Source organism: Paraburkholderia adhaesiva (genome assembly GCF_021390575.1).
Lineage (GTDB): Bacteria > Pseudomonadota > Gammaproteobacteria > Burkholderiales > Burkholderiaceae > Paraburkholderia > Paraburkholderia adhaesiva.
Genome location: NZ_JAJEJQ010000001.1, coordinates 882082 through 901893 on the forward strand (window position 1 = coordinate 882082; position 19812 = coordinate 901893).

General features: G+C 63.9%; 17 protein-coding genes. 8 read left to right on the forward strand and 9 right to left on the reverse strand.

What is annotated here, in order from left to right; all coding sequences use genetic code 11:
• Positions 1–89: 89 nt before the first annotated feature.
• A complete protein-coding gene (locus L0U80_RS03845; protein WP_233862629.1) occupies positions 90–1409 on the reverse strand; it encodes an MFS transporter in 1320 nt (439 codons plus the stop codon).
• A 588-nt stretch (positions 1410–1997) separates the two neighbouring features.
• Between L0U80_RS03845 and ppa the strand changes: the two genes are divergently transcribed.
• Positions 1998–2525, forward strand: a complete 528-nt coding sequence (gene ppa, locus L0U80_RS03850) for an inorganic diphosphatase (RefSeq protein WP_233862630.1) — start codon at positions 1998–2000, stop codon at positions 2523–2525.
• Positions 2526–2617: 92 nt separating this feature from the next.
• Here the strand turns inward: ppa and L0U80_RS03855 are convergent, their stop codons facing one another.
• Both L0U80_RS03855 and L0U80_RS03860 read right to left on the reverse strand, forming a co-directional pair.
• Positions 2618–2974 (reverse strand): GIY-YIG nuclease family protein, encoded by a 357-nt coding sequence (locus L0U80_RS03855; protein ID WP_233862631.1) that lies wholly within the window; start codon positions 2972–2974, stop codon positions 2618–2620.
• The gene (locus L0U80_RS03860; RefSeq protein WP_233862632.1) at positions 2971–4152 is read right to left on the reverse strand and encodes a GNAT family N-acetyltransferase; all 1182 of its coding nucleotides are present in this window, start codon (positions 4150–4152) and stop codon (positions 2971–2973) included. Before L0U80_RS03860 ends, L0U80_RS03855 begins: the two co-directional genes overlap by 4 nt.
• 177 nt (positions 4153–4329) lie before the next feature.
• Between L0U80_RS03860 and L0U80_RS03865 the strand changes: the two genes are divergently transcribed.
• Together L0U80_RS03865 and L0U80_RS03870 are read left to right on the forward strand one after the other, a co-directional pair.
• Positions 4330–6414 (forward strand): NAD(+) synthase, encoded by a 2085-nt coding sequence (locus tag L0U80_RS03865; RefSeq protein WP_233865640.1) that lies wholly within the window; start codon positions 4330–4332, stop codon positions 6412–6414.
• Positions 6415–6508: 94 nt separating this feature from the next.
• A complete protein-coding gene (locus L0U80_RS03870) occupies positions 6509–6847 on the forward strand; it encodes a P-II family nitrogen regulator (protein ID WP_124150032.1) in 339 nt (112 codons plus the stop codon).
• 191 nt (positions 6848–7038) lie between these two features.
• On the opposite strand, the gene L0U80_RS03875 is transcribed toward L0U80_RS03870, so the two are convergent.
• The 4 genes from L0U80_RS03875 to L0U80_RS03890 all read right to left on the reverse strand — a co-directional run bounded on the left by L0U80_RS03875 (position 7039) and on the right by L0U80_RS03890 (position 11047).
• Positions 7039–8196, reverse strand: a complete 1158-nt coding sequence (locus tag L0U80_RS03875) for a porin (RefSeq protein WP_233862633.1) — start codon at positions 8194–8196, stop codon at positions 7039–7041.
• A 608-nt stretch (positions 8197–8804) separates the two neighbouring features.
• Entirely contained in the window at positions 8805–9587 is a 783-nt protein-coding gene (locus L0U80_RS03880) for an ABC transporter ATP-binding protein (protein WP_233865642.1), read from the reverse strand.
• Between the two features lie 21 nt (positions 9588–9608).
• Positions 9609–10331 (reverse strand): ABC transporter permease, encoded by a 723-nt coding sequence (locus L0U80_RS03885; protein ID WP_233862634.1) that lies wholly within the window; start codon positions 10329–10331, stop codon positions 9609–9611.
• Between the two features lie 26 nt (positions 10332–10357).
• Positions 10358–11047, reverse strand: coding sequence for an ABC transporter permease (locus L0U80_RS03890; protein WP_233862635.1), 690 nt, complete (start codon positions 11045–11047; stop codon positions 10358–10360).
• 936 nt (positions 11048–11983) lie between these two features.
• On the opposite strand from L0U80_RS03890, the gene L0U80_RS03895 reads away from it, so the two are divergent.
• Positions 11984–12682: a pirin family protein gene (locus L0U80_RS03895; RefSeq protein WP_233862636.1), complete on the forward strand. Its 699-nt coding sequence runs from the start codon at positions 11984–11986 to the stop codon at positions 12680–12682.
• Positions 12683–12866: 184 nt separating this feature from the next.
• On the opposite strand, the gene L0U80_RS03900 is transcribed toward L0U80_RS03895, so the two are convergent.
• Positions 12867–13412 carry a Spy/CpxP family protein refolding chaperone gene (locus tag L0U80_RS03900; protein ID WP_233862637.1) on the reverse strand — a complete coding sequence of 182 codons (546 nt, stop codon included), beginning with the start codon at positions 13410–13412 and terminating at the stop codon, positions 12867–12869.
• A 233-nt stretch (positions 13413–13645) separates the two neighbouring features.
• Between L0U80_RS03900 and L0U80_RS03905 the strand changes: the two genes are divergently transcribed.
• Together L0U80_RS03905 and L0U80_RS03910 are read left to right on the forward strand one after the other, a co-directional pair.
• Positions 13646–14377 carry a response regulator gene (locus L0U80_RS03905; RefSeq protein WP_233862639.1) on the forward strand — a complete coding sequence of 244 codons (732 nt, stop codon included), beginning with the start codon at positions 13646–13648 and terminating at the stop codon, positions 14375–14377.
• The gene (locus L0U80_RS03910; RefSeq protein ID WP_233862641.1) at positions 14361–15674 is read left to right on the forward strand and encodes an ATP-binding protein; all 1314 of its coding nucleotides are present in this window, start codon (positions 14361–14363) and stop codon (positions 15672–15674) included. Before L0U80_RS03905 ends, L0U80_RS03910 begins: the two co-directional genes overlap by 17 nt.
• A gap of 156 nt (positions 15675–15830) precedes the next feature.
• Here the strand turns inward: L0U80_RS03910 and L0U80_RS03915 are convergent, their stop codons facing one another.
• Complete coding sequence (locus L0U80_RS03915) at positions 15831–16097, reverse strand: double-stranded DNA-specific endonuclease (RefSeq protein WP_233862643.1); 267 nt, start codon at positions 16095–16097, stop codon at positions 15831–15833.
• Positions 16098–16625: 528 nt separating this feature from the next.
• Here L0U80_RS03915 and L0U80_RS03920 point away from each other — a divergent pair.
• Both L0U80_RS03920 and L0U80_RS03925 read left to right on the forward strand, forming a co-directional pair.
• A complete protein-coding gene (locus L0U80_RS03920) occupies positions 16626–18377 on the forward strand; it encodes an ABC transporter permease (RefSeq protein ID WP_233862645.1) in 1752 nt (583 codons plus the stop codon).
• Positions 18378–18399: 22 nt separating this feature from the next.
• Positions 18400–19749 (forward strand): ABC transporter ATP-binding protein, encoded by a 1350-nt coding sequence (locus L0U80_RS03925; RefSeq protein WP_233862647.1) that lies wholly within the window; start codon positions 18400–18402, stop codon positions 19747–19749.
• The last annotated feature ends 63 nt before the right edge of the window (positions 19750–19812 follow it).

The following is a 19812-nucleotide window of genomic DNA, read 5'->3' on the forward strand; positions in this document are numbered from 1 at the left end:
AGTTTGACGCATCAACGAAATACGGCCGCTATATGCGGCCGTATTTCATTTCGCCTCGAGAGCGCGCGGAGAATCAAGCAGCCGCAGCCTCACCGGTTCACGAGCTTCGCGGGAGCACATAGCGCGAGCAGCCCGCCGAGAATCATGAACGCGGCGAGCATGTACATGCCCGAATCGTTCGCGGCGGTCGCCTGTTTGAGCCAGCCTACGGCGTACGGGCTCAGGAAGCCGGCGAGATTGCCGATCGAGTTGATGAGCGCGATGCCCGCCGCCGCGCCCGCGCCCGCGAGCCATGCGGTCGGCAGGCTCCAGAACAGCGGCAGCGTCGTGAGAATGCCGATGGTGGCGAGCGTGAGCGCGGTCATCGCGAGCGTCGTGTCGTGCGCCCATGTCACGGAAAGCACGAGCCCGAGCGCGCCCACGGTAGCCGGAATCGCGATGTGCCAGCGGCGCTCGCGCATACGGTCGGCGCTCCTCGCCACCCACACCATGCCGATCACCGCCGCCGCGAACGGAATCGCGGAAAGCAGGCCGATCGCGAGCGTATCTTTCACGCCCGTCGCTTTGATGATGGTCGGCAGCCAGAAACCCACGCCGTAGAGTCCCATCACGAACGAGAAGTAAGTGAGGCTCATCAGCAGCACGCGCGGACTCGTTAGCACCGTCCGGAGCGGCAGGTCTTCCTTCGTGGCGTCCTCGGCGGCGATGTTGCGCTCGAGCAGCGCGCGTTCGTCGGCGGTGAGCCATTTTGCGTCGCCGATGCGGTCATCGAGCACGAGGAAGACCAGCACGCCGACGAGCACCGACGGCAGCCCTTCCAGCAGGAAAAGCCACTGCCAGCCCTGCAACCCGTTGACGCCGTCGAACGCCTTGAGGATCCAGCCCGATAGCGGCCCGCCGACCACGCCCGAGATCGCGATGGCGGTCATGAACCACGTCGTCATGCGTCCGCGCCGGTGTGCCGGATACCAGTAGGTGAGGTACAGGATGATGCCGGGGAAGAAACCCGCTTCGCACACGCCGAGCAGAAATCGCATCACATAGAACATGGCTGGCGTCGTGACGAACATCGTCAGTATCGAAACGAAGCCCCACGTGACCATGATCCGCGCGATCCACACGCGCGCGCCGACGCGGTGCAATATCACATTGCTTGGCACTTCGAACAGAAAGTAGCCGATGAAAAAGATGCCCGCACCGAAGCCGTAGACCGCATCGGACAGATCGAGCGCGGCGCTCATCTGCAGTTTGGCAAAGCCGACGTTTACGCGGTCCAGGTAGGCGACCACGTAGCAGAGCATCAGGAGCGGGATGAGCCGCCACGCGACCTTGCGGTACGTGGCTTCCTCGAAGGCGGACGGTGGCGCATCCGCGCCGGCTTGCGGCAGGTGATTCGCTGGACTGGCCATGTTGTCTCCTCTGTCGATGGGAGTAAGGGTGTTGGCCCTGACGCCCGGCGGATTCCATGCGAGGCGTCTGCTTGTGTCGTCGTGCGATCTCGTTGTGTTGTCATCTGCAACTGATGCACCCCCATTCTATACACGCCACTGACGCGCAGCGGCACGCCTGAATCGGGGAAAACACCGATCAGTCAACGACTTACGTCCGCGTCTCCGGATGGCTGTCTCGCGCCGGGTCAGGTAAGCCTGTGGCCGCGCTCCGCTGTGCTCGCTGCTCCCGACGCGCCCTCGGTCGCAGCGTCGAGCCGCGAGCGGGAGCGCGATTGCCGGGCGGGCCACCATCGCGCTATTCGCAGAGCGCTTCATAGTGTTGCGGCGTGTTTGCCGGCGTCGTGAGTCCGGTCTTCGCCCCGTGGCGCGGGCCGTCGCAGGCCGTTGGGAAGTCGGCCCCGCCCGATTGGCTATAATGTCGCCATCTTTTAACGTCCGGTTTTCCGCGCCGGCGCACAACGTCCGTTCGGTCCGCGAGGTCCGCGACGCGTGTGCGAGACAGGTTGCGCGCGGATTCGCCGGTTTTCATCTGGACTGAGAGCGCTCATGAGCTTCGCAAATGTTCCCGCCGGCAAGGATCTGCCGCAAGACTTCAACGTCATCATCGAGATCCCCGCGCAAAGCGACCCGGTGAAGTACGAAGCCGACAAGGAAATGGGCCTGCTCGTCGTCGACCGTTTCGTCGGCACGGGCATGCGTTATCCGGTGAACTACGGCTTCATCCCGCAGACGCTTTCCGGCGACGGCGACCCCGTTGATGTCCTCGTGATCACGCCGTTCCCGCTGCTGGCCGGCTCGGTCGTGCGCTCGCGCGCGCTCGGCATGCTGCAGATGACCGACGAGTCGGGCGTCGACGCCAAGCTGGTCGCCGTGCCGCACGACAAGGTCTGCCCGATGACCGCCAACATCAAGTCGCTCGAGGACGTGCCGCAATACCTGATGGACCAGATCAAGCACTTCTTCGAACAGTACAAGGCGCTCGAAAAGGGCAAGTGGGTCAAGGTGGACGGCTGGGCCGGCATCGACGCCGCGCACAAGGAAATCACCGACGGCGTCGCGAACTTCAAGAAGTAAGCTGGCGCAGTTAGCTGCAACGCGCGCGATTTAATCGCGTCGCGCGATGGTGCAAGGAAAACCGCACGGGCCGTAGAGGCCGTGCGGTTTTTTTACGTCGGTGAGGGTTCGGGCGTTTCGCCTTCGTCGCCGTCCTCGTCAGTTGCGACAACAGGCAGCACCGATTCGAGCGTCCGCATCCCGGTCGCGAGCGCGCGTTTTTCTCGCGGCGTTAGCCGCTTGACCCAGTACTCGGCGCTCGAGGCTTGCGCGCGGTTCGCTAGTTCAAACGAAGCGAGCACCTGCACCGGCTTGCGCGAGCGCGTATAGCGGGCACCTGTGCCATTCACATGCTGCTCAAATCGCGCGGCGACATCGATGGCGATGCCGGTATAGACGCTGCCATCCGCGCATTCGAGCAGATAGAGGAACCACGGCGTGGAGCGTTCGTTTTCGTTACGGCGTGTCATGGGCGAAACGGATTGTGTTCGTTCAGTTCGTCGACGTAAGAATGGATGTGATGCTTCTCGTCGTCGAGAAAACGTGAGACCGCATCGGCGAACGCGGGATGCGCGAGCCAGTGCGTCGAACGTGTGACGGTCGGCATGAAGCCGCGCGCCATCTTGTGCTCGCCTTGCGCGCCGCCTTCGAACACGTCGAGCTTTTCCTCGATGCAGAATTCGAGCGGCTGGTAATACGCCGTTTCGAAGTGCAGGCACGGAACATGTTCGAGCGCGCCCCAGTAGCGCCCGTAGAGCGTGCCACCGCTGCCGCCGTTGCCATTCCCGCCGCGCTGGTACACGACGAGCGAACTCGCGATCGGCTTGCCTTCGTATTCGGCGATCACGAGCATCAGGTTCTCCGGCATCGACTCGCCGATCATGCGGAAGAAGTCGAGGTTCAGATACGGCGTCGAAAAATGCTCGCGGTAGGTCTGCCGGTAGCAGCGGCTAAAGAAGCGCCAGTCGGCATCGGTGATATCTTCGCCGCGCACGCGCCTCGTGCTCACGCCGGCCTCGCGCACCTTGCGCCGCTCCGCGCGGATGTTCTTGCGCTTCTTCTGTTCGAGCGTCGAGAGAAAGTCGTCGAAGTCGCGGTAACCGTCGTTTAGCCAGTGAAACTGCACGCCCTCACGCTGCATCATGCCAAGGTCGGTCATCGCGCCCGCCTCGTCGGCGGTGGGGAACAGCACGTGCAGCGACGAGACGTCAGCCTGTTCCGCGAACGCCAGCAGCGTCGCGGCGAGGTGGCGGCGCGCGGTTTCGTCCGCGGCGAGCAGGCGCGTGCCTTGCACCGGCGTGAATGGCACCGCGCACAAGAGCTTCGGGTAGTACTCGATGCCGTTGCGTTTGTACGCGTCGGCCCACGCCCAATCGAAAACGTATTCGCCGTACGAGTGGCCCTTCAGGTAGACGGGCGCCGCCGCGACGAGCCGGTCCGTGCGCGCGTCGGTGAGCGTGACGAATTGCGGCGCCCAGCCCGCATCGGGCGTGGCGCAGCGCGCGGCGTGCAGTGCCGAGAGGAATTCGTGGCGCAAAAAAGGCGTCGGCTGCGCCTGACGCGCAACGAGTGCGTTCCATTCGGCGGCGTCGACCTCGGCCGGTGAGCCGAGAATGCCCGTGCGATAATCGAAACGTTCCTTGTTCAACTTGCGTGCCAGTCCGGTAAAGGCATGCGCCGGCAAGCGCGCGCCGCGCCGCCAGTGCGGGAAACGGTCATGGTAAAGCAAACACCCCGAACGGGTGAGGACCGCCGCGCTGCGTACGCCGCTTCACTATCGACGAAGGCCGCCGTGCGCGCCGTGAGGGTTTCCAGGGTTATCGAAATGAAAGAGCGCTTCTTCAATCTCTACACACACGGCTTTGCTCGCGTGGCTGTGGGCGTGCCGCGTTGCCGTGTCGCCGACCCGGTGTTCAACGCAGCCGAGACGCTTGCGCTCGCGCGCGAAGCCGCCGAGAAGGGCGCCGCGCTCGTCGCGTTTCCCGAACTGGGGCTCTCGGCCTATACCTGCGATGATCTCTTTCGCCAGAAGGCCTTGCTCGAAGCGTGCGAAGCGGCGCTATGCTCGCTTGCCGAGGCGTCAGCGTCGCTGCCGCTCGCGATGATCGTCGGTGTGCCGGTGCGCGTGGGCCACTCGCTCTTCAACTGCGCGGCTGTAATCGCCGGCGGACGCGTTTCGGGCGTGGTGCCGAAGAGCTATCTGCCGAACTACGGCGAGTTTTACGAGCCGCGTCAGTTCAGCGCCGCTGATTGCGCGCGCACCGACACTGTGCGCCTTGGCGGTGAGGACGTGCCGTTCGGCGCTTCACTGCTGTTCGATCTGCCACAGGTCGAGGGGCTGCGCTTTCATGTGGAAATCTGCGAGGACGTGTGGGTGCCGATTCCGCCGTCGTCGTTCGCGGCGCTTGCCGGGGCTTCGGTACTCGTGAATCTCTCGGCGTCGAACGTCGTGGTCGGCAAGGCGGGTTACCGCCATCAGCTCGTTTCGCAGCAGTCGGCGCGCTGTCTCGCCGCGTATCTCTACACCTCGGCCGGCAAGGGCGAATCGACCACCGACATGGCGTGGGACGGTCAGGCGCTCGTCTACGAAAATGGCGAGATACTCGCGCACTCGGAGCGCTTTCTCGACGACTCGCAGTTGATCTTCGCCGATGTCGATCTCGAACGGCTCGCGCAGGAGCGTATCCGCCAGACCACGTTCGGCGATTCGATCCGCCGCCATCACGACGAGATCGCGAAGTTCCGCGTGATCCGCTGCGACGTGCCGCAAGCGGGCGCGTGGGAATCACCCGTGCTGCCGCTCGCTCGCCGCGTCGAGCGTTTCCCGTACGTCCCTGCCGATCCGAAGCGCCGCGACGAGCGCTGCAACGAGGTCTACAACATCCAGGTGCAGGCACTCGTGCAGCGGCTGTCGCAGAGCGGCCTCAAGAAGGTGGTGATCGGCGTGTCGGGCGGGCTCGATTCCACGCATGCGCTGCTAGTCTGCGCGAAGGCGATGGACCGGCTGGCGCTGCCGCGCGCGAACATTCTCGCGTACACGATGCCCGGTTTTGCAACGAGCGAGCGCACGCTGCGTCAGGCGCGCCAGCTGATGGCGCTGGTGGGCTGCACGGCATCCGAAATCGATATCCGGCCGAGCTGCATGCAGATGCTCGAAGACCTCGGCCATCCGTACTCCGAGGGCAAGGCCGAATACGACGTGACCTTCGAAAACGTCCAGGCCGGCGAGCGCACGAACCATCTGTTCCGTCTCGCGAACTTCAATCAGGCCATCGTGATCGGCACGGGCGATCTCTCGGAGCTCGCGCTCGGCTGGTGTACGTATGGCGTAGGCGACCACATGTCGCACTACAACGTGAACGCGAGCGTACCGAAGACGCTCATCACGCACCTCGTGCGCTGGGTCGCGGAGACGGGGCAGATCGGCGAGAGCGGATCGGAGGTGCTCGAAGCGGTCCTCGATACCGACATCAGTCCCGAACTGATTCCAGGCAAGGCAAACGGCGCGCCCGAGCAGAAGACCGAAAGCGTGATTGGACCGTACGAACTGCAGGACTTCAACCTCTACTACACGCTGCGGTTTGGATTCGCGCCGTCGAAGGTCGCGTTCCTCGCGCAGCATGCGTGGGGCGATCGCGAGCGGGGCGCGTGGCCGGAGAACGCGCTGGTCGCGCGCAATCAGTACGATCTCGCCGATATCAAGCGCAATCTGGCCATCTTCCTCGACCGCTTTTTTCGCCAGAGCCAGTTCAAGCGAACCTGCATCCCGAACGCACCGAAGGTCGGTTCGGGCGGCTCGCTTTCGCCGCGCGGCGACTGGCGCGCGCCGAGCGATTCCGAGTCGGAGGTATGGCTCGCTGACCTCGCGCGGGTGCCCGATTCTGCGCCTCAAGCGCCCGCGGGGTCGTGAGCGCAGTCGGCGCGGCGTAGAATTCGACTATGCACCCCGGTTTTTTCGACCGATTTTTCGACCGATACCAACCTGATACAAGACGAGGTCCGTCATGAAACGCATTACTGCCGTCATCAAACCGTTCAAGCTCGATGAAGTGCGCGAGGCGCTCGCCGAAGTGGGCCTTACGGGCCTGACCGTTACCGAGGTCAAAGGCTTCGGTCGCCAGAAGGGCCACACGGAGCTTTATCGCGGCGCGGAATATGTGGTCGACTTCCTGCCGAAGGTGAAGATTGAAGTGGTGGTCGCGAGCGCGCAGTGCGACCAGGTGATCGACGCGATCATCGGCGCGGCGCGCACCGGCAAGATCGGCGATGGCAAGATCTTCGTCACCGACGTGGAGCGCGTGATCCGCATCCGCACGGGCGAAGAGAACGAAGCGGCCGTCTAACCGCGTAAGGCGCCGGTTTCGGCATCGTTTCACCGCACAAAAGAACACGGGCCGCATCTGCGGCCCGTGTTCTTTTGCGAATACATCGCGGATAAAAAAAGGTGCGGATACCCTTTCGGGCACCGCACCGATACGCGCCTCTCGCAGCAGCGTGAAAACGTCGTTACAGCTGTTCTGTGGGCACCCGTCGATTAGAACGAGTGCTGGATGCCTGCATACACGCCGGTCTGTGCCTTGCCCAGCGTCGGGTTGCCCGTTGCAACCGAAGTGCCGGGGTTGTTGGCGTTCAGACCGAAGTTGGCCGCCTTGCTGTTCTGCACCGTTGCGACCTGCATGTCGAGCAGCGTGCGCTTGGACAGGTTGTACGAACCGCCGATCGTGTACAGCGTGGCGTTGCCGCCGCCGTTGTTCGCGTTGACGTGGTAGATCGCCCCGATGAGCGCCGCAGCCGACGTGGCCTGCCAGGTCACACCGCCCCAGAAGTGGTCGAGCGTGGTCGGCTGGCCTATTGCCGTGCCGGTCATGCCCGCCGTGCGGATGGCTTCGTAACCGGCCTGAACCTTGAACGCGCCGAGGAACACGTTGAGCATCGCCATGTAATCGCGCGAGTAGGCGAAGGGGCCCTCGGAGACGTTGGCATCGTTGATCGTGTCGGCGTACGGGCCGCCGAGCGAACCGTTCTTCGGGTTGCGGATTTCGTCGTACAGGCCGCGGACCTGGAACAGCGCGCTCGTGTACGTCAGCTGGAGACCGGCTTCACGACCTTGCGGGGTCGTGCCGTTGCCGTTCCAGCTCGTCGCGTTCGAGAACGCGTACTGGCCGTACACATCGAAGCCGTACCAGTTCGGCGACTGGTACGAAATGTTGTTGCTCGACTGCGGCCAGTTACGTCCGCGGACCATCGATGCCGACGACCAGTTCGACTGGCCGAACGGGTCGAAGTCCCAAATGCCGTTTGAGATAAAGAGCATGCGGCCCAACAGCATCGTACCGAACTGGTCGTTGGCCATACCGATGGTCGCCCAGCGATTCCAGAGTTCGCCGCCGCCGGGGCCTGCACCCGTTGCCGTGCTGAAGCTGCCTTCCAGGTGGAAGAGGACCTTGTTGCCACCACCGATGTCTTCAACACCCTTCATGCCCCACAGGCTCGTGCCCCAGTAGCCGCTTTCGAGCAGAGTCTGGCTCGTGGTGCGGGTGGCCGCCCCCGCACCGGTTCCGAGGTTGTTAGTGCCAATGCCGTTCATATACGCGATACCTGCGTCGAGGCGGCCGAACAGCGTGACGCTGCTCTGGGCGTGCGCGACTACTCCAGCAGACATCAGTGCAGCGGCAAGCAAAGCTTTCTTCATGTTCTCCTCCATACCCTGTCAAAGAGTCAACCTAAGTACTGCGAAAGACGTCCGTGCGCATGAGAGCGCAGCGAACAGGAATCGTCATCGCACGAGGGAGAGTTGCCCTGGGGACCGGCGCACGGGCCACGGCGCGGCCCGGTTGGACGGTTGAGTCGTCATGCAGATCCCCTGGTTGACTGGCATCTCCCGTTCTTATTTGAAGTAAAACTACTTTTAACGAACTTCGTTTTGCTACTTTGGTTACCAATCTAGCAAAAAAGGTCCGTGGCGGCGAACAAAATCGCTTGTGGGGCGGGGTGTGTCGTCAAATTGCAATAGGGCCTTCTTGAGCTGTCCCTCAGGCATCTCAAAAAAAGTGACGGGAGGCCTTATCGGACAAGGGGCGCGTGGTTGCGCCGATGCGGTTGCGATTCGACCGCGTTGAGGATTGCCACTATTGACACGGGGAATTGCCGGGAGTAAAGGCAAGCGCCCCTTCGGATGCTGGGAGCGGGCGTGGAGGTGCGGGGGAAATAAAAAAGAAAGGCGCTGAAAGCGCCTTGTCATACTACTTTTGCTACATCGCTGCGTTGCCGGTCATGCCGCAGCGACGATGGGCGGGCCGACTACTTGAGACTGCCGGAAATGAACTGCCGCAGCCGCTCGCTCTTCGGATTGCCGAAGACCTCGGACGGGTGGCCTTCTTCTTCGACGCGGCCCTGATGCAGGAACATCACATGGTTCGAGACGTTGCGCGCGAAACCCATCTCGTGCGTCACGACGATCATCGTGCGGCCTTCTTCGGCGAGTTTCTGCATGACCTTCAGCACTTCGCCCACGAGTTCGGGGTCGAGCGCCGAGGTCGGTTCGTCGAACAGCATGACATCGGGGTGCATGGCCAGTGCGCGCGCGATCGCCACGCGCTGCTGCTGGCCGCCGGACAGATGCGACGGATACTGCTTCTCCACGCGCGGCGCGAGGCCCACCTTCTCGAGGTATTCGCGCGCACGCTCCTCGGCTTCCTTGCGCGGAATGCCGAGCACGTGCACGGGTGCCTCGATGACGTTTTCCAGCACCGTCATGTGCGACCACAGGTTGAAGTGCTGGAACACCATCGCAAGTTTGGTGCGCACGTTCTGAAGCTGCTTCGTGTCGGCCACCTGCAACGCGCCGCTGCGCGCGTCGGGACGCGTGCGGACCTCTTCGCCGTCGACGACGATGCGCCCGGCGTTCGGCTGTTCGAGAAAGTTGATGCAGCGCAGCATCGTGCTCTTGCCGGAGCCGGAAGAGCCGATCACGCTGATCACGTCGCCGGCGTTCGCCGTAAGCGAAACGCCCTTGAGCACTTCATGGTCGCCGTACCGCTTGTGCAGGTCATCGACGAAAAGCTTTTGCGTCTGGGATTTCATCAGGGTCATAGGTAGCGGTGCTCACTTGCCAAGCGGTCGCAGATACGCGAGCCAGCGGCGCTCGGCCTGGCGGAACAGCCACACGAGCGTGAACGAAATAAGCAGGTAGAGCAGGGCGGCGATGCCGAACGCGGTGAACGTCTGGTAGGTCGCCGAGTTGACGTCGCGTGCGATCTTGAGGATGTCCGGCACGGTGGCCGTGAACGCGACTGTGGTCGCGTGCAGCATCAGGATCACTTCGTTGCTGTAGTAGGGCAGCGCCCGGCGCAGCGCCGAAGGCAGGATCACGCGGCGATAGAGCGTGAACGACGACATCCCGTACGCGCGCGCGGCTTCGATCTCGCCGTAGGGTGTGGCCTTGATCGCACCCGCGAAAATTTCGGTCGTGTACGCGCAGGTGTTGAGCGCGAACGCGAGCAGCGTGCAGTTCATGCCGCTGCGAAAGAATGCGCCCGTGATCTCGTGGTTGTGAATGATCTCGAGGCTATAGATGCCCGTGTAGAAGAGCAGCAACTGCACGTAGAGCGGCGTGCCACGGAAGATGTACGTGTAGAGCCACACGAGGCCCGCGAGCCACTTCCGCTTCGAGACGCGCGCGACGGCGAGCGGCACCGACATGCAGAAGCCGATGCCGATCGACACGACGAGCAGCCATAGCGTGATGGCGACGCCGGTGAAGTGATAGCCGTCGGAGAAGAGATAGTTGCGCCAGTACTGCTGGATCAGCTGGATGAGGTCTTGCATTATGGTTGGCCTTATCAGCGGTCCGCTTAGAGGTCTGCCTTGCGCACGCCGGTGGAGTAGCGCTTTTCGAGGTACATCAGCACGAAGTTCGACACGGTCGTGACGATGAGATAGATCGCGCCCGCGACCAGCGTAAAGAAGAAGAACCGGAGCGTTCCCTTGCCGGCGTCCTGGCTTGCCTTGACGACGTCGGCGAGGCCGATGATCGACACGAGCGCCGTCGACTTGACGAGCACCTGCCAGTTGTTGCCGATGCCCGGCAGGGCGAAGCGCATCATCTGCGGAAACATGATGCGGCGAAAGACCTGCCAGTTCGTCATGCCGTAGGCGTGTCCCGCCTCGAGCTGGCCGCGCGGTACCGCGATGAACGCGCCACGGAAGGTTTCGGTGAAGTACGCGCCGTAGATGAAGCCCAGCACGATCACGCCTGCAACGAACGGATCGATGTCGATCTGGTCCCAGCCGACCGCGTCAGTGAAGTTGTTGAGCCAGATCTGCAGGCTGTAGAAGAGCAGCAGCATCAGCACGAGATCGGGCACACCGCGAATCAGCGTGGTGTAGACCGTGCCCGCGCCGTAGGCGACGCGGTTCTTCGAGAGTTTCGCCGCCGCGCCGATCAGCCCGAGTACGAACGACAGCACGAGCGACAGCACGGAGAGCTTGACCGTCTGCCAGGTGCCGGCGAGGATCAGCGGGCCGTAGCCTTGAAGAAACATAGATGGGTCCTGGGCGGGGCGCCAGGTGCGCACCGCGAAAGGCGTGGCGCCTCACGCCACGGTTCAAATCCGTTCATGAACGTCCAGCCGGTCGGGCGGGGCATCCGCCGCAACTGGCACTCGCGCTTTCCTCGTGTCCGGTTTTGCGGACGTTGGCGCGTGTGCGACTGGGTGTTCGACTGCTGGTGTGACTGCGCGCGAACGGCGGCCGTCACTGCGGGTGTCACTCTATATACGAAGCCCGGGATTGGTCTATCGGGTCTGGCCCCGGGCGTCGCTGGTCAATTGTGTATTGTCTCGTGCTTACTTGCCTGTATAGATATCAAAGTCACAGCGCTGCTTCACAATCCTGTCGAACCAACGGCCTTGTCGCATCGACGTCCAGGCCGACGCTTGGGCCATTGGGCGTTTTGGCCTCCGGCGGCGGATGACTTGCGTCGATGTCGACGCGCACCGCCCCTCCCACTCGTTCGCGGCGGCACAGCCCGCTACGACGGGAAATACGACACGCGTTGCGGACTTTCCTCGCGGTTCTCCGTGTACGGGCGGCGCAGGTGCGCCCCCGCTGACGTGTCCAACTGACTTGTCCGCGTTCTTTGTCCGCTGTCGTTGTCCGTTTCGTCGGTTTGGTGCTGCTGGCGCGCGGCGGGTTTGCGGCCGGATGCCGCCGACAGGCGATCAAAATACGGGTCCGATGCCAAGGCAACCGGCCCTGTGGTCCGGTCGGGAGCCGCGCAAGGAACGGTCCAACAGAAAAGCGCGGTATTTTAACCGATGGCGAGGCCCGCGCGAGATTGTTGGTCAGGATTGTGGCTGGGTGCAGACGCCGCAGCCCATTGAAGTTACTGGCGAAACGATGCGGTGCACGGGTGCCGGTTGTGTCGCGGGGCTGTCGCCCTTACCTTCGGGTATCGCAATGAACTCCGGGAGAATCCGATGCTCGCCATCCGACGCGCCGATGAACGCGGCCACGCCAACCACGGCTGGCTCGACACGTTTCACAGCTTTTCCTTCGCCGATTACTACGACCCGGAGCACGTCCACTACGGTGCGCTGCGTGTGCTCAATGACGACCGCGTCGCGGGCGGACAGGGTTTCGGCGCGCACGGCCATAGTGACATGGAGATCGTGACCTACGTGCTGGACGGTGCGCTTGCACACCGCGACAGCATGGGCAATGGTTCGACCATTCGTCCGGGCGACGTCCAGCGCATGAGCGCGGGAACCGGCGTGATGCACAGCGAATTCAACGCGTCGCGTGAGGACGAGGTGCATCTGCTGCAGATCTGGCTGCTGCCGCGCGAACGTGGCGGGGCACCGGGCTACGAGGAAAAGCTCTTCTCCGACGCCGACAAGCGTGGCCGGCTGCGCGTGATCGCATCGCCTGACGGACGCGACGGCTCGGTGACGGTGCAGTCCGATGCGTCGATCTACGCCGCGCTGATCGACGGTGACGAGCGCGCGCAATACGCCGTGCCGGCCGGCCGACGCGCGTACGTCCACGTGGCGCGCGGCGCGGTGGAGGTCAACGGCGAGCGGCTTGGCGCAGGCGATGCAGCGCTGATCGAGGCAGAAGACAGCGTCGTGCTTGCCAACGGCGACAAGGCGGAAGTGCTGCTGTTCGATCTCGCCTGACCTCCGCGCTGCGCTCCCGACCGAACCCGGCCACCGTGCTACGTTAAACGCGCAGCAAAAAAGCGCCGCGGTGCAAACCGCGGCGCTTCGATTCTGGCCAGCTACTTCGGGCTGCCCGTTTCGCCTGACGCGCTCAGGTTATCCCGCGCGTCAGGCATCTGCCGGGCGTGCGGGGATTCCCCGCTTACTGGGCCTGTGCCGCCGACGCCGCGCCGCGATGCTGCTCCCAGTGCTGACGCATCTTTTCGCCACGCTGTTCCATCTTCGCGAAGTGCTCCTTGAGCGCGGAGCTGACGGTAGTCTTCTGTTGGTCGTTCAGGCCGTTATAGAACGCGAGCCACGCCTGCGCGTTCTGCTCGCGCAGTTGCGCGTTCTGCTGCTCGACCTGCTGGCGCGCCGTATGCAGCGCGTTCATGTCGAGGATGGGCTGGTTCTTCATCGAATCGAACTGCTGCTTCAGTTGTTCGAAATTCTTGCGCGACTGCTCGTGATTCTGCTTCATCGTGTTGACCGCGGCCTGCCATTGTTTTTCCTGGTCGGCGTTCAGGTTCAGCTTGTCGTGCAATTTCTTGAAGCCCATCATGAAATCGCCGCCGTGCATACGATGCATGCCCGGGCCGCCGGGGCCGCCAGGGCCACCCGCGGGCGGCATCTGGGCGTGGGCAGCGCCTGCCGTGAGGGCGAGCGCGGCGGTAGCGATTGCGAGAAAGCGCGAAGTCTTCTTGTACATCGTGATGCTCCTGATAAATCCGGGAAGGGTTTTATCCGGTGGGGGTCTTGCCAGGTGGTTGGGCAGTTGCCGCATCCGGTGACCCTAGCGTATCGGGCGCTCCGGCGGCGCGTGTTACGCAGGATGCCTCAGTCATTACGCGACATTACTAACGCCTTTCGCAGTAACACCTGGTAACCCAAAGTGCCTCCCGGTAAGGAAACGGCCTGCTCGCGCGCGTTACACTTCGTCCCATGGCTACTCAAATCCTTGTCGTCGATGACGACCTCGAACTACGCGACCTGCTGCGCGACTATCTGGCGCGGCAGGGCATGGAAGTATCAGTGCTGCACGACGCGGGATCGCTCGAGCGGCGGCTCGAGCGCGAGCGTCCCGATCTGATCGTCCTCGACCTGATGATGCCAGGTGTGGACGGCCTCACCGCGCTGCGCAAGCTGCGTGCGTCCGGCGACGACATCCCCGTCATTATGCTCACCGCCCGCGCGGACGACGTGGACCGTATCGTCGGCCTCGAACTCGGCGCGGACGATTACCTCGGCAAGCCGTTCAACCCGCGCGAGCTGCTCGCGCGTGTGCAGGCCGTGCTGCGCCGCCGCCGCACGCTTGCGTCGGCCGCGGCGCCCGAGCAGCGCGAGCCGTTCTCTTTTGGCCGCTTCATACTGGATTTCCAGTCGCGCACGCTGCACCAGGAGGGCAAGCCCCTGATGCTGTCGGGCAGCGAGTTCGCGCTCCTGAAGATTTTCGTCAATCACCCCATGCGCACGCTCACGCGCGAGCGGCTGCTCGAACTGCTGCACGGCCCAGAGTACGACGGCACCGACCGCGGCATTGACGTCCAGGTCTGGCGTCTGCGTCGTATCCTCGAAACCGACCCGTCCACGCCGCGTTTCATCCAGACGGTGCGCGGCCGCGGTTATGTGTTTGTGCCGGACGGCGAGCAGGGTAGCCATGCGCCGGCCGTTTGACTCGCTGTTCGGGCGGCTCGCGCTGCTTTTCATCGGCGTGCTGCTGTTGTCGCATGTCGCGTGGTTCGCGCTCATGCGCCTCGAGCGCAGCCAGATGCAGACGCGTTATGCCGTGGAGGAAGCTGCATTCCTCGTCGACGCGGTGCGCCAGCACGTCGAGCGCACACCCGACCAGCCGCTGCCGTCGCGTGTGCAACTCGTCGAGGGGAACAGCGCCGACGTGCCGTCCACGGGCGCCAGTGTTCCGGAACCGCTGCGCCGTTTCGTCGACGACGTGCGCGAGCGTATGCCGCCCGGCTCTGACGTGCGCGTCGGGCCGCCTGGCCGGCCGCCCACGCTTTGGGTGCGCGGTCCGCAGGACGCGCGCTGGATCGTCGTGCCGATGCAGCCGATCCGCCTGATGCGGCCGCTCGACAAGATGATTCCGTGGTTCGTCATCATCTTTTCGGCGGCGGTGATTGCCGCGCTCGTGGCCGCCTGGATGCTGCAGAAGCCGCTGCGCTCGCTTGCGCAGGCCGTTGTCGGCTTCGGACGGGGCGAGCCGGTGCCACCGGTCCCCGAGCATGGGCCGCGCGAGCTGCGCACGCTGACGCGCGGCTTCAACCAGATGGTGAAGGAAGTGGAGCGTACCGAGCATGATCGCGCGGTCATGCTGGCGGGCGTCGCGCACGATCTGAAAACGCCGCTCGCGCGGCTGCGCCTGCGCGCCGAACTGATGGACGAGGCGACGACGCGCGACGGAGTGGTGCGCGACGTCGAGGCGATGGCGCATATCGTCGACCAGTTCCTCGTGTTCGCGCACGACGGCGCGGACCGCAGCGAGCCCGTCGAGGTGGACGAGCAGTGCGAGCGCATCGTACGCAACTTCCGCACGACGGACGAGGCCACAACTATCCAGATGCGGCTTTCGGCCGGCAGCGACTTCAGGCTGCCTGCCGCGACGCTCGAACGTGTGGTGTCGAACCTGCTCGATAACGCTTATGCCTACGGCGCGCCTCCAGTCGAAATCGAGACGGCGCGCGGCGTGGACAGCTACACGCTGACCGTGCGCGATCACGGTAAGGGCATCGATGCGCAGGACCTGATGCGCGCGAGCCGGCCGTTCGTGCGGCTCGATCCGGCGCGCGGCGGCAACGGCCACAGCGGTCTGGGTCTCGCGATCGTGGAGCGGCTGGTGCGCCGGGCGGGCGGGGAACTGCAGATTGGCAACGGCGAGGACGGTGGACTTGCGGTCCGGATGTCGTTCCCGTTCGAAGTGGTGCAGCGCACCGTCGACGAAGCGGCCAACGCTTGGTGACGGGCCCCGGTGCGGGATTCAAGCGCGCTTTCTGATGCGCGAGCGGCAAGCCGCTGATTCGGGGCGCCTTGGTCAAGGGATGCCGGCGGGCCGTGGTGCGGTCAGCCTATGCCGCACGGACACCGGTCATCGGCCATGTCTCGCGCGAATGTGCGCCTACTCGGAGAAGAGCGTGTCGAGCGTTGCGGCGGCCTCGCTGTCGATGGTGTTGTACGTGACGCTATCGGCCTCGAAGATGTAGTGCGTCGTGTACTTGCCGATGCGCGTCAGAATCTCTTCCTGAATCAGCTCGGGTGCGACGTCGAGCTTCAGATACCACGCGGTCGATGACAGGCGCGTCTGAAACGCGCCATATTCGACCATCAACTGGTCGAACGCGTGAGCATCCTGATCGCGGCAGACGATGACCAGATTTCCCTTCATGCAAGCCTCCAGATTGAGCGAAACAATGCGGTGCCGTTGATGGGGTGCGTCGCATGGTGCGGCGCATGCTTCTAATCGATGATACCGCGTTGTTCCGCGCAACCTGCGCGGGCCTCGCCGGCCACGTGCGTCGGATTCCGGGTCAACCGCGACCCGGTGGACCTGTGCGGCCACCCGCGCCGTGGGCCGGGATAGGGTCGCAGTGGCCGTATCCACTTGCTTTCGCCATGTGGCGCGAGCCTCGGCGCGCCGTCTGACGGATCACCGCGGTGAGGTTGTGCCTGTCACACAGGTTGTAGTAGTGTCGTCCCGTTCAAATCAAGGCAAACCGGCAAAGGTCGCTGCCGGCCCGGACACGCACTGGAGCGGTGGACCTGGGCGGTGCGGGCGGCGGCAATGCCGCCGACGTCTGATCCACGCCAACGAGTCTTTTCTCCCATGCGCCTTGTCCCCTTCAATTCGTTCCTCGCGGGTCACGTGCCCCGATTCGACGCATTTTGCATGACGGTTTGCGGGGAGGGCGCCTGAATGGACTTCGGCTTCAATCTGAACCGCACGGCCAACGCTTCGGCGTGGCGCGTGCTGCCCAATCGCTGGGACTTCATTGCGTTCCCGCTGATCATCTGCCTGATCGCGATGGGGGCCATCGGCTTTCACGAGACGATGGCGCCCATTTCGACGCTCCAGTCCGAGGCGATTTCGCTCGATCCGCGGATGTTGCCCGAGTACGCCATGCGTACCACGCTGCGCATGCTCGCGGCGATGGTCGCGTCGCTCACCTTCACGCTGGTGTACGGCACGCTCGCCGCAAAGAGCCGCCGCGCGGGCCAGGTGCTCGTGCCGATCCTCGACATCCTGCAGTCGGTGCCGGTGCTCGGGTACATCTCGTTCACCGTGACGTTCTTCCTCGCGCTGTTTCCGTCGCGCGTGCTGGGCGCCGAACTCGCGGCGATTTTCGCGATCTTCACGAGCCAGGCCTGGAACATGACGTTCAGCTTCTACCAGTCGCTGCGCACGGTGCCGCGCGATCTGGATGAGGTGTCGAAGGGCTTTCACCTGACCGGCTGGCAGCGCTTCTGGAAACTCGAAGTGCCGTTCTCGATGCCCGGCCTCATCTGGAACATGATGATGTCGATGTCGGGGGGCTGGTTCTTCGTCGTGGCCTCCGAAGCGATCACGGTCGGCGACAAGACGATTACGCTGCCCGGCGTCGGCGCGTACCTCGCACAGGCGATCTCCGACAAGAACCTCGGCGCCGTTGGTTGGGTGATTCTCGCGATGACGGTCGTGATTCTCGCGTATGACCAGTTGCTGTTCCGTCCGCTTGTCGCCTGGGCCGACAAGTTCCGCATGGAAACCACGAGCTCGGGCAACGCGCCGGAATCGTGGCTGCTCGACCTGATCCGCCGCACGCGCCTGATTCACCGCCTGCTCGTGCCGGCGGGCATGCTGCTCGCCACGCTCGCGCGCATTCCGATCCGCGTGCAACTGCCGAAAGCCGTGCCGGTTGTCAGCGCGACGCGCACCAAGCGCTCGCGTGTCGGCGATGTGGTCTGGGCCGTCTTCGTGATCGTGCTGACCGTCTACGTGGTGTGGCGTGTCGTGGCCTACGTGCGCACGGGCGTGACGCTCGACGAAGTCGGCCACGTGCTCGTGCTCGGCTTCATCACCCTGTTGCGCGTCGTTCTGCTGATCGCGATCGCTTCGGTGATCTGGGTGCCGCTCGGCGTGCTGATCGGCTTGCGTCCCGCGCTCGCCGAAAAGATCCAGCCGCTCGCGCAGTTCCTGGCCGCGTTCCCGGCGAACCTGCTGTTTCCGGTGTTCGTGATCTTGATCGTGCGCTTCCACCTGAACCCGGACATCTGGCTCTCACCGCTGATCGTGCTCGGCACGCAGTGGTATATCCTGTTCAACGTAATTGCGGGCGCGACCGCGTATCCGAACGATTACAAAGAAGCCGCCACGAACTTCCGCATCCGCGGCTGGCAGTGGTGGCGCCAGGCGATGCTGCCCGGCATCTTCCCGTACTACGTCACCGGCGCGATTACGGCGTCGGGCGGTGCGTGGAACGCGAGCATCGTCTCCGAATTCGTCCAGTGGGGCGACACGAAGGTACAGGCGCACGGGCTCGGCGCGTACATCGCGCAGATGACCGCCGCCGGCGACTTTCCGAAAATCATTGTGGGCATCGCCGTGATGTCCCTGTTCGTCACGCTGTTCAACCGCGTGCTCTGGCGCCCGTTATATGCTTACGCCGAAGCGAGGCTCCGGCTCGACTGATTGAGAATCGAAGGCAAACACGATGCAAAACCCCAAGACCCTGAGTGCCGCACACGGCGACGTACAAACGCACCCCGTCCCGCCCCGCGTCGGCGAGGAAATTCTGCGCGTGCAGAACGTGTGCCGGGGCTTCAACAAGTCCCAGGGCGAGCTGCTCGTGCTCGACGATGTGAACCTCTCGCTGCGCGAAGGCGAGATCGTCGGGATGCTCGGCCGCTCGGGCTCGGGCAAGTCGACGCTCCTGCGCATCATCTCGGGTCTCATCGAACCGACCGACGGCAACGTCGACTGGCTCGGCAAGCCGCTCGAAGGTCCGGCTGACGGCGTCGCGATGGTGTTCCAGACCTTCGCGCTGTTTCCGTGGCTCACCGTGCTGCAGAACGTGGAAGCGGGTCTCGAAGCGCAGGGCGTGGGCGCGCGCGAGCGCCGCGAACGAGCGCTGGCGGCGATCGATCTGATCGGTCTCGACGGCTTCGAGAACGCCTATCCGCGCGAACTTTCAGGCGGCATGCGTCAGCGCGTGGGTTTCGCGCGTGCGCTCGTCGTCGATCCGATGCTGATGCTGATGGACGAACCGTTCTCGGCGCTCGACGTGCTGACCGCCGAAACGCTCCGTACCGACCTGCTCGATCTGTGGACGCAAGGCCGTCTGCCGATCAAGTCGGTGTTGATCGTCACGCACAACATCGAAGAAGCGGTGTTCATGTGTGACCGTATCGTCGTGCTGTCGTCGAATCCGGGTCGCGTCGTCGCTGAGATCAAGGTGCCGTTCAAGCATCCGCGCAACCGTCTTGACCCGGCGTTCCGCAAGCTCGTCGACGAAATCTACGCGAAGATGACCGCGCGCCAGACCGGCGAAACGACGAAGAAGGGGCTGGAACTGGGCAGCTGGTTGCCGCGTGTGTCCACCAACTTGATGGCCGGTCTGATCGAAACGTTGGCGGCCGCGCCGTATCACGGACGCGCCGACATGCCGGAAATCGCGCGCTCGCTGCATCTGGAAGTGGACGACCTGTTTCCGATCGCGGAAGTGTTGCAGAACCTCGGCTTCGCGGACGTGCGCGAAGGCGACGTGCTGCTCACGCCGCCCGCGCGCGTGTTTGCCGAGTTCGGCACGCAGGAGCGCAAGATGATGTTCGCGGAGCACCTGCTGCGGCACGTGCCGCTCGCGGCGCGGATCAAGAAGGTACTGGGCGAGCGCCCGGGTCACCGTGCACCGCGCGTGCGTTTCGAGCAGGAGCTCGAAGACTTCCTCTCGGACGGGGCCGCCGAGGAAACGCTCGATACTGTGATCGACTGGGGCCGTTATGGCGAGATCTTTTCGTACAACGACCAGTCGGAAATCTTCAGTCTCGAGGACGTGGAGACCTGAGCGGGGCGTACGTCTCAAAGCAAACGAAAACGGTCGCGCAGGCGACCGTTTTTCTTTGACCCT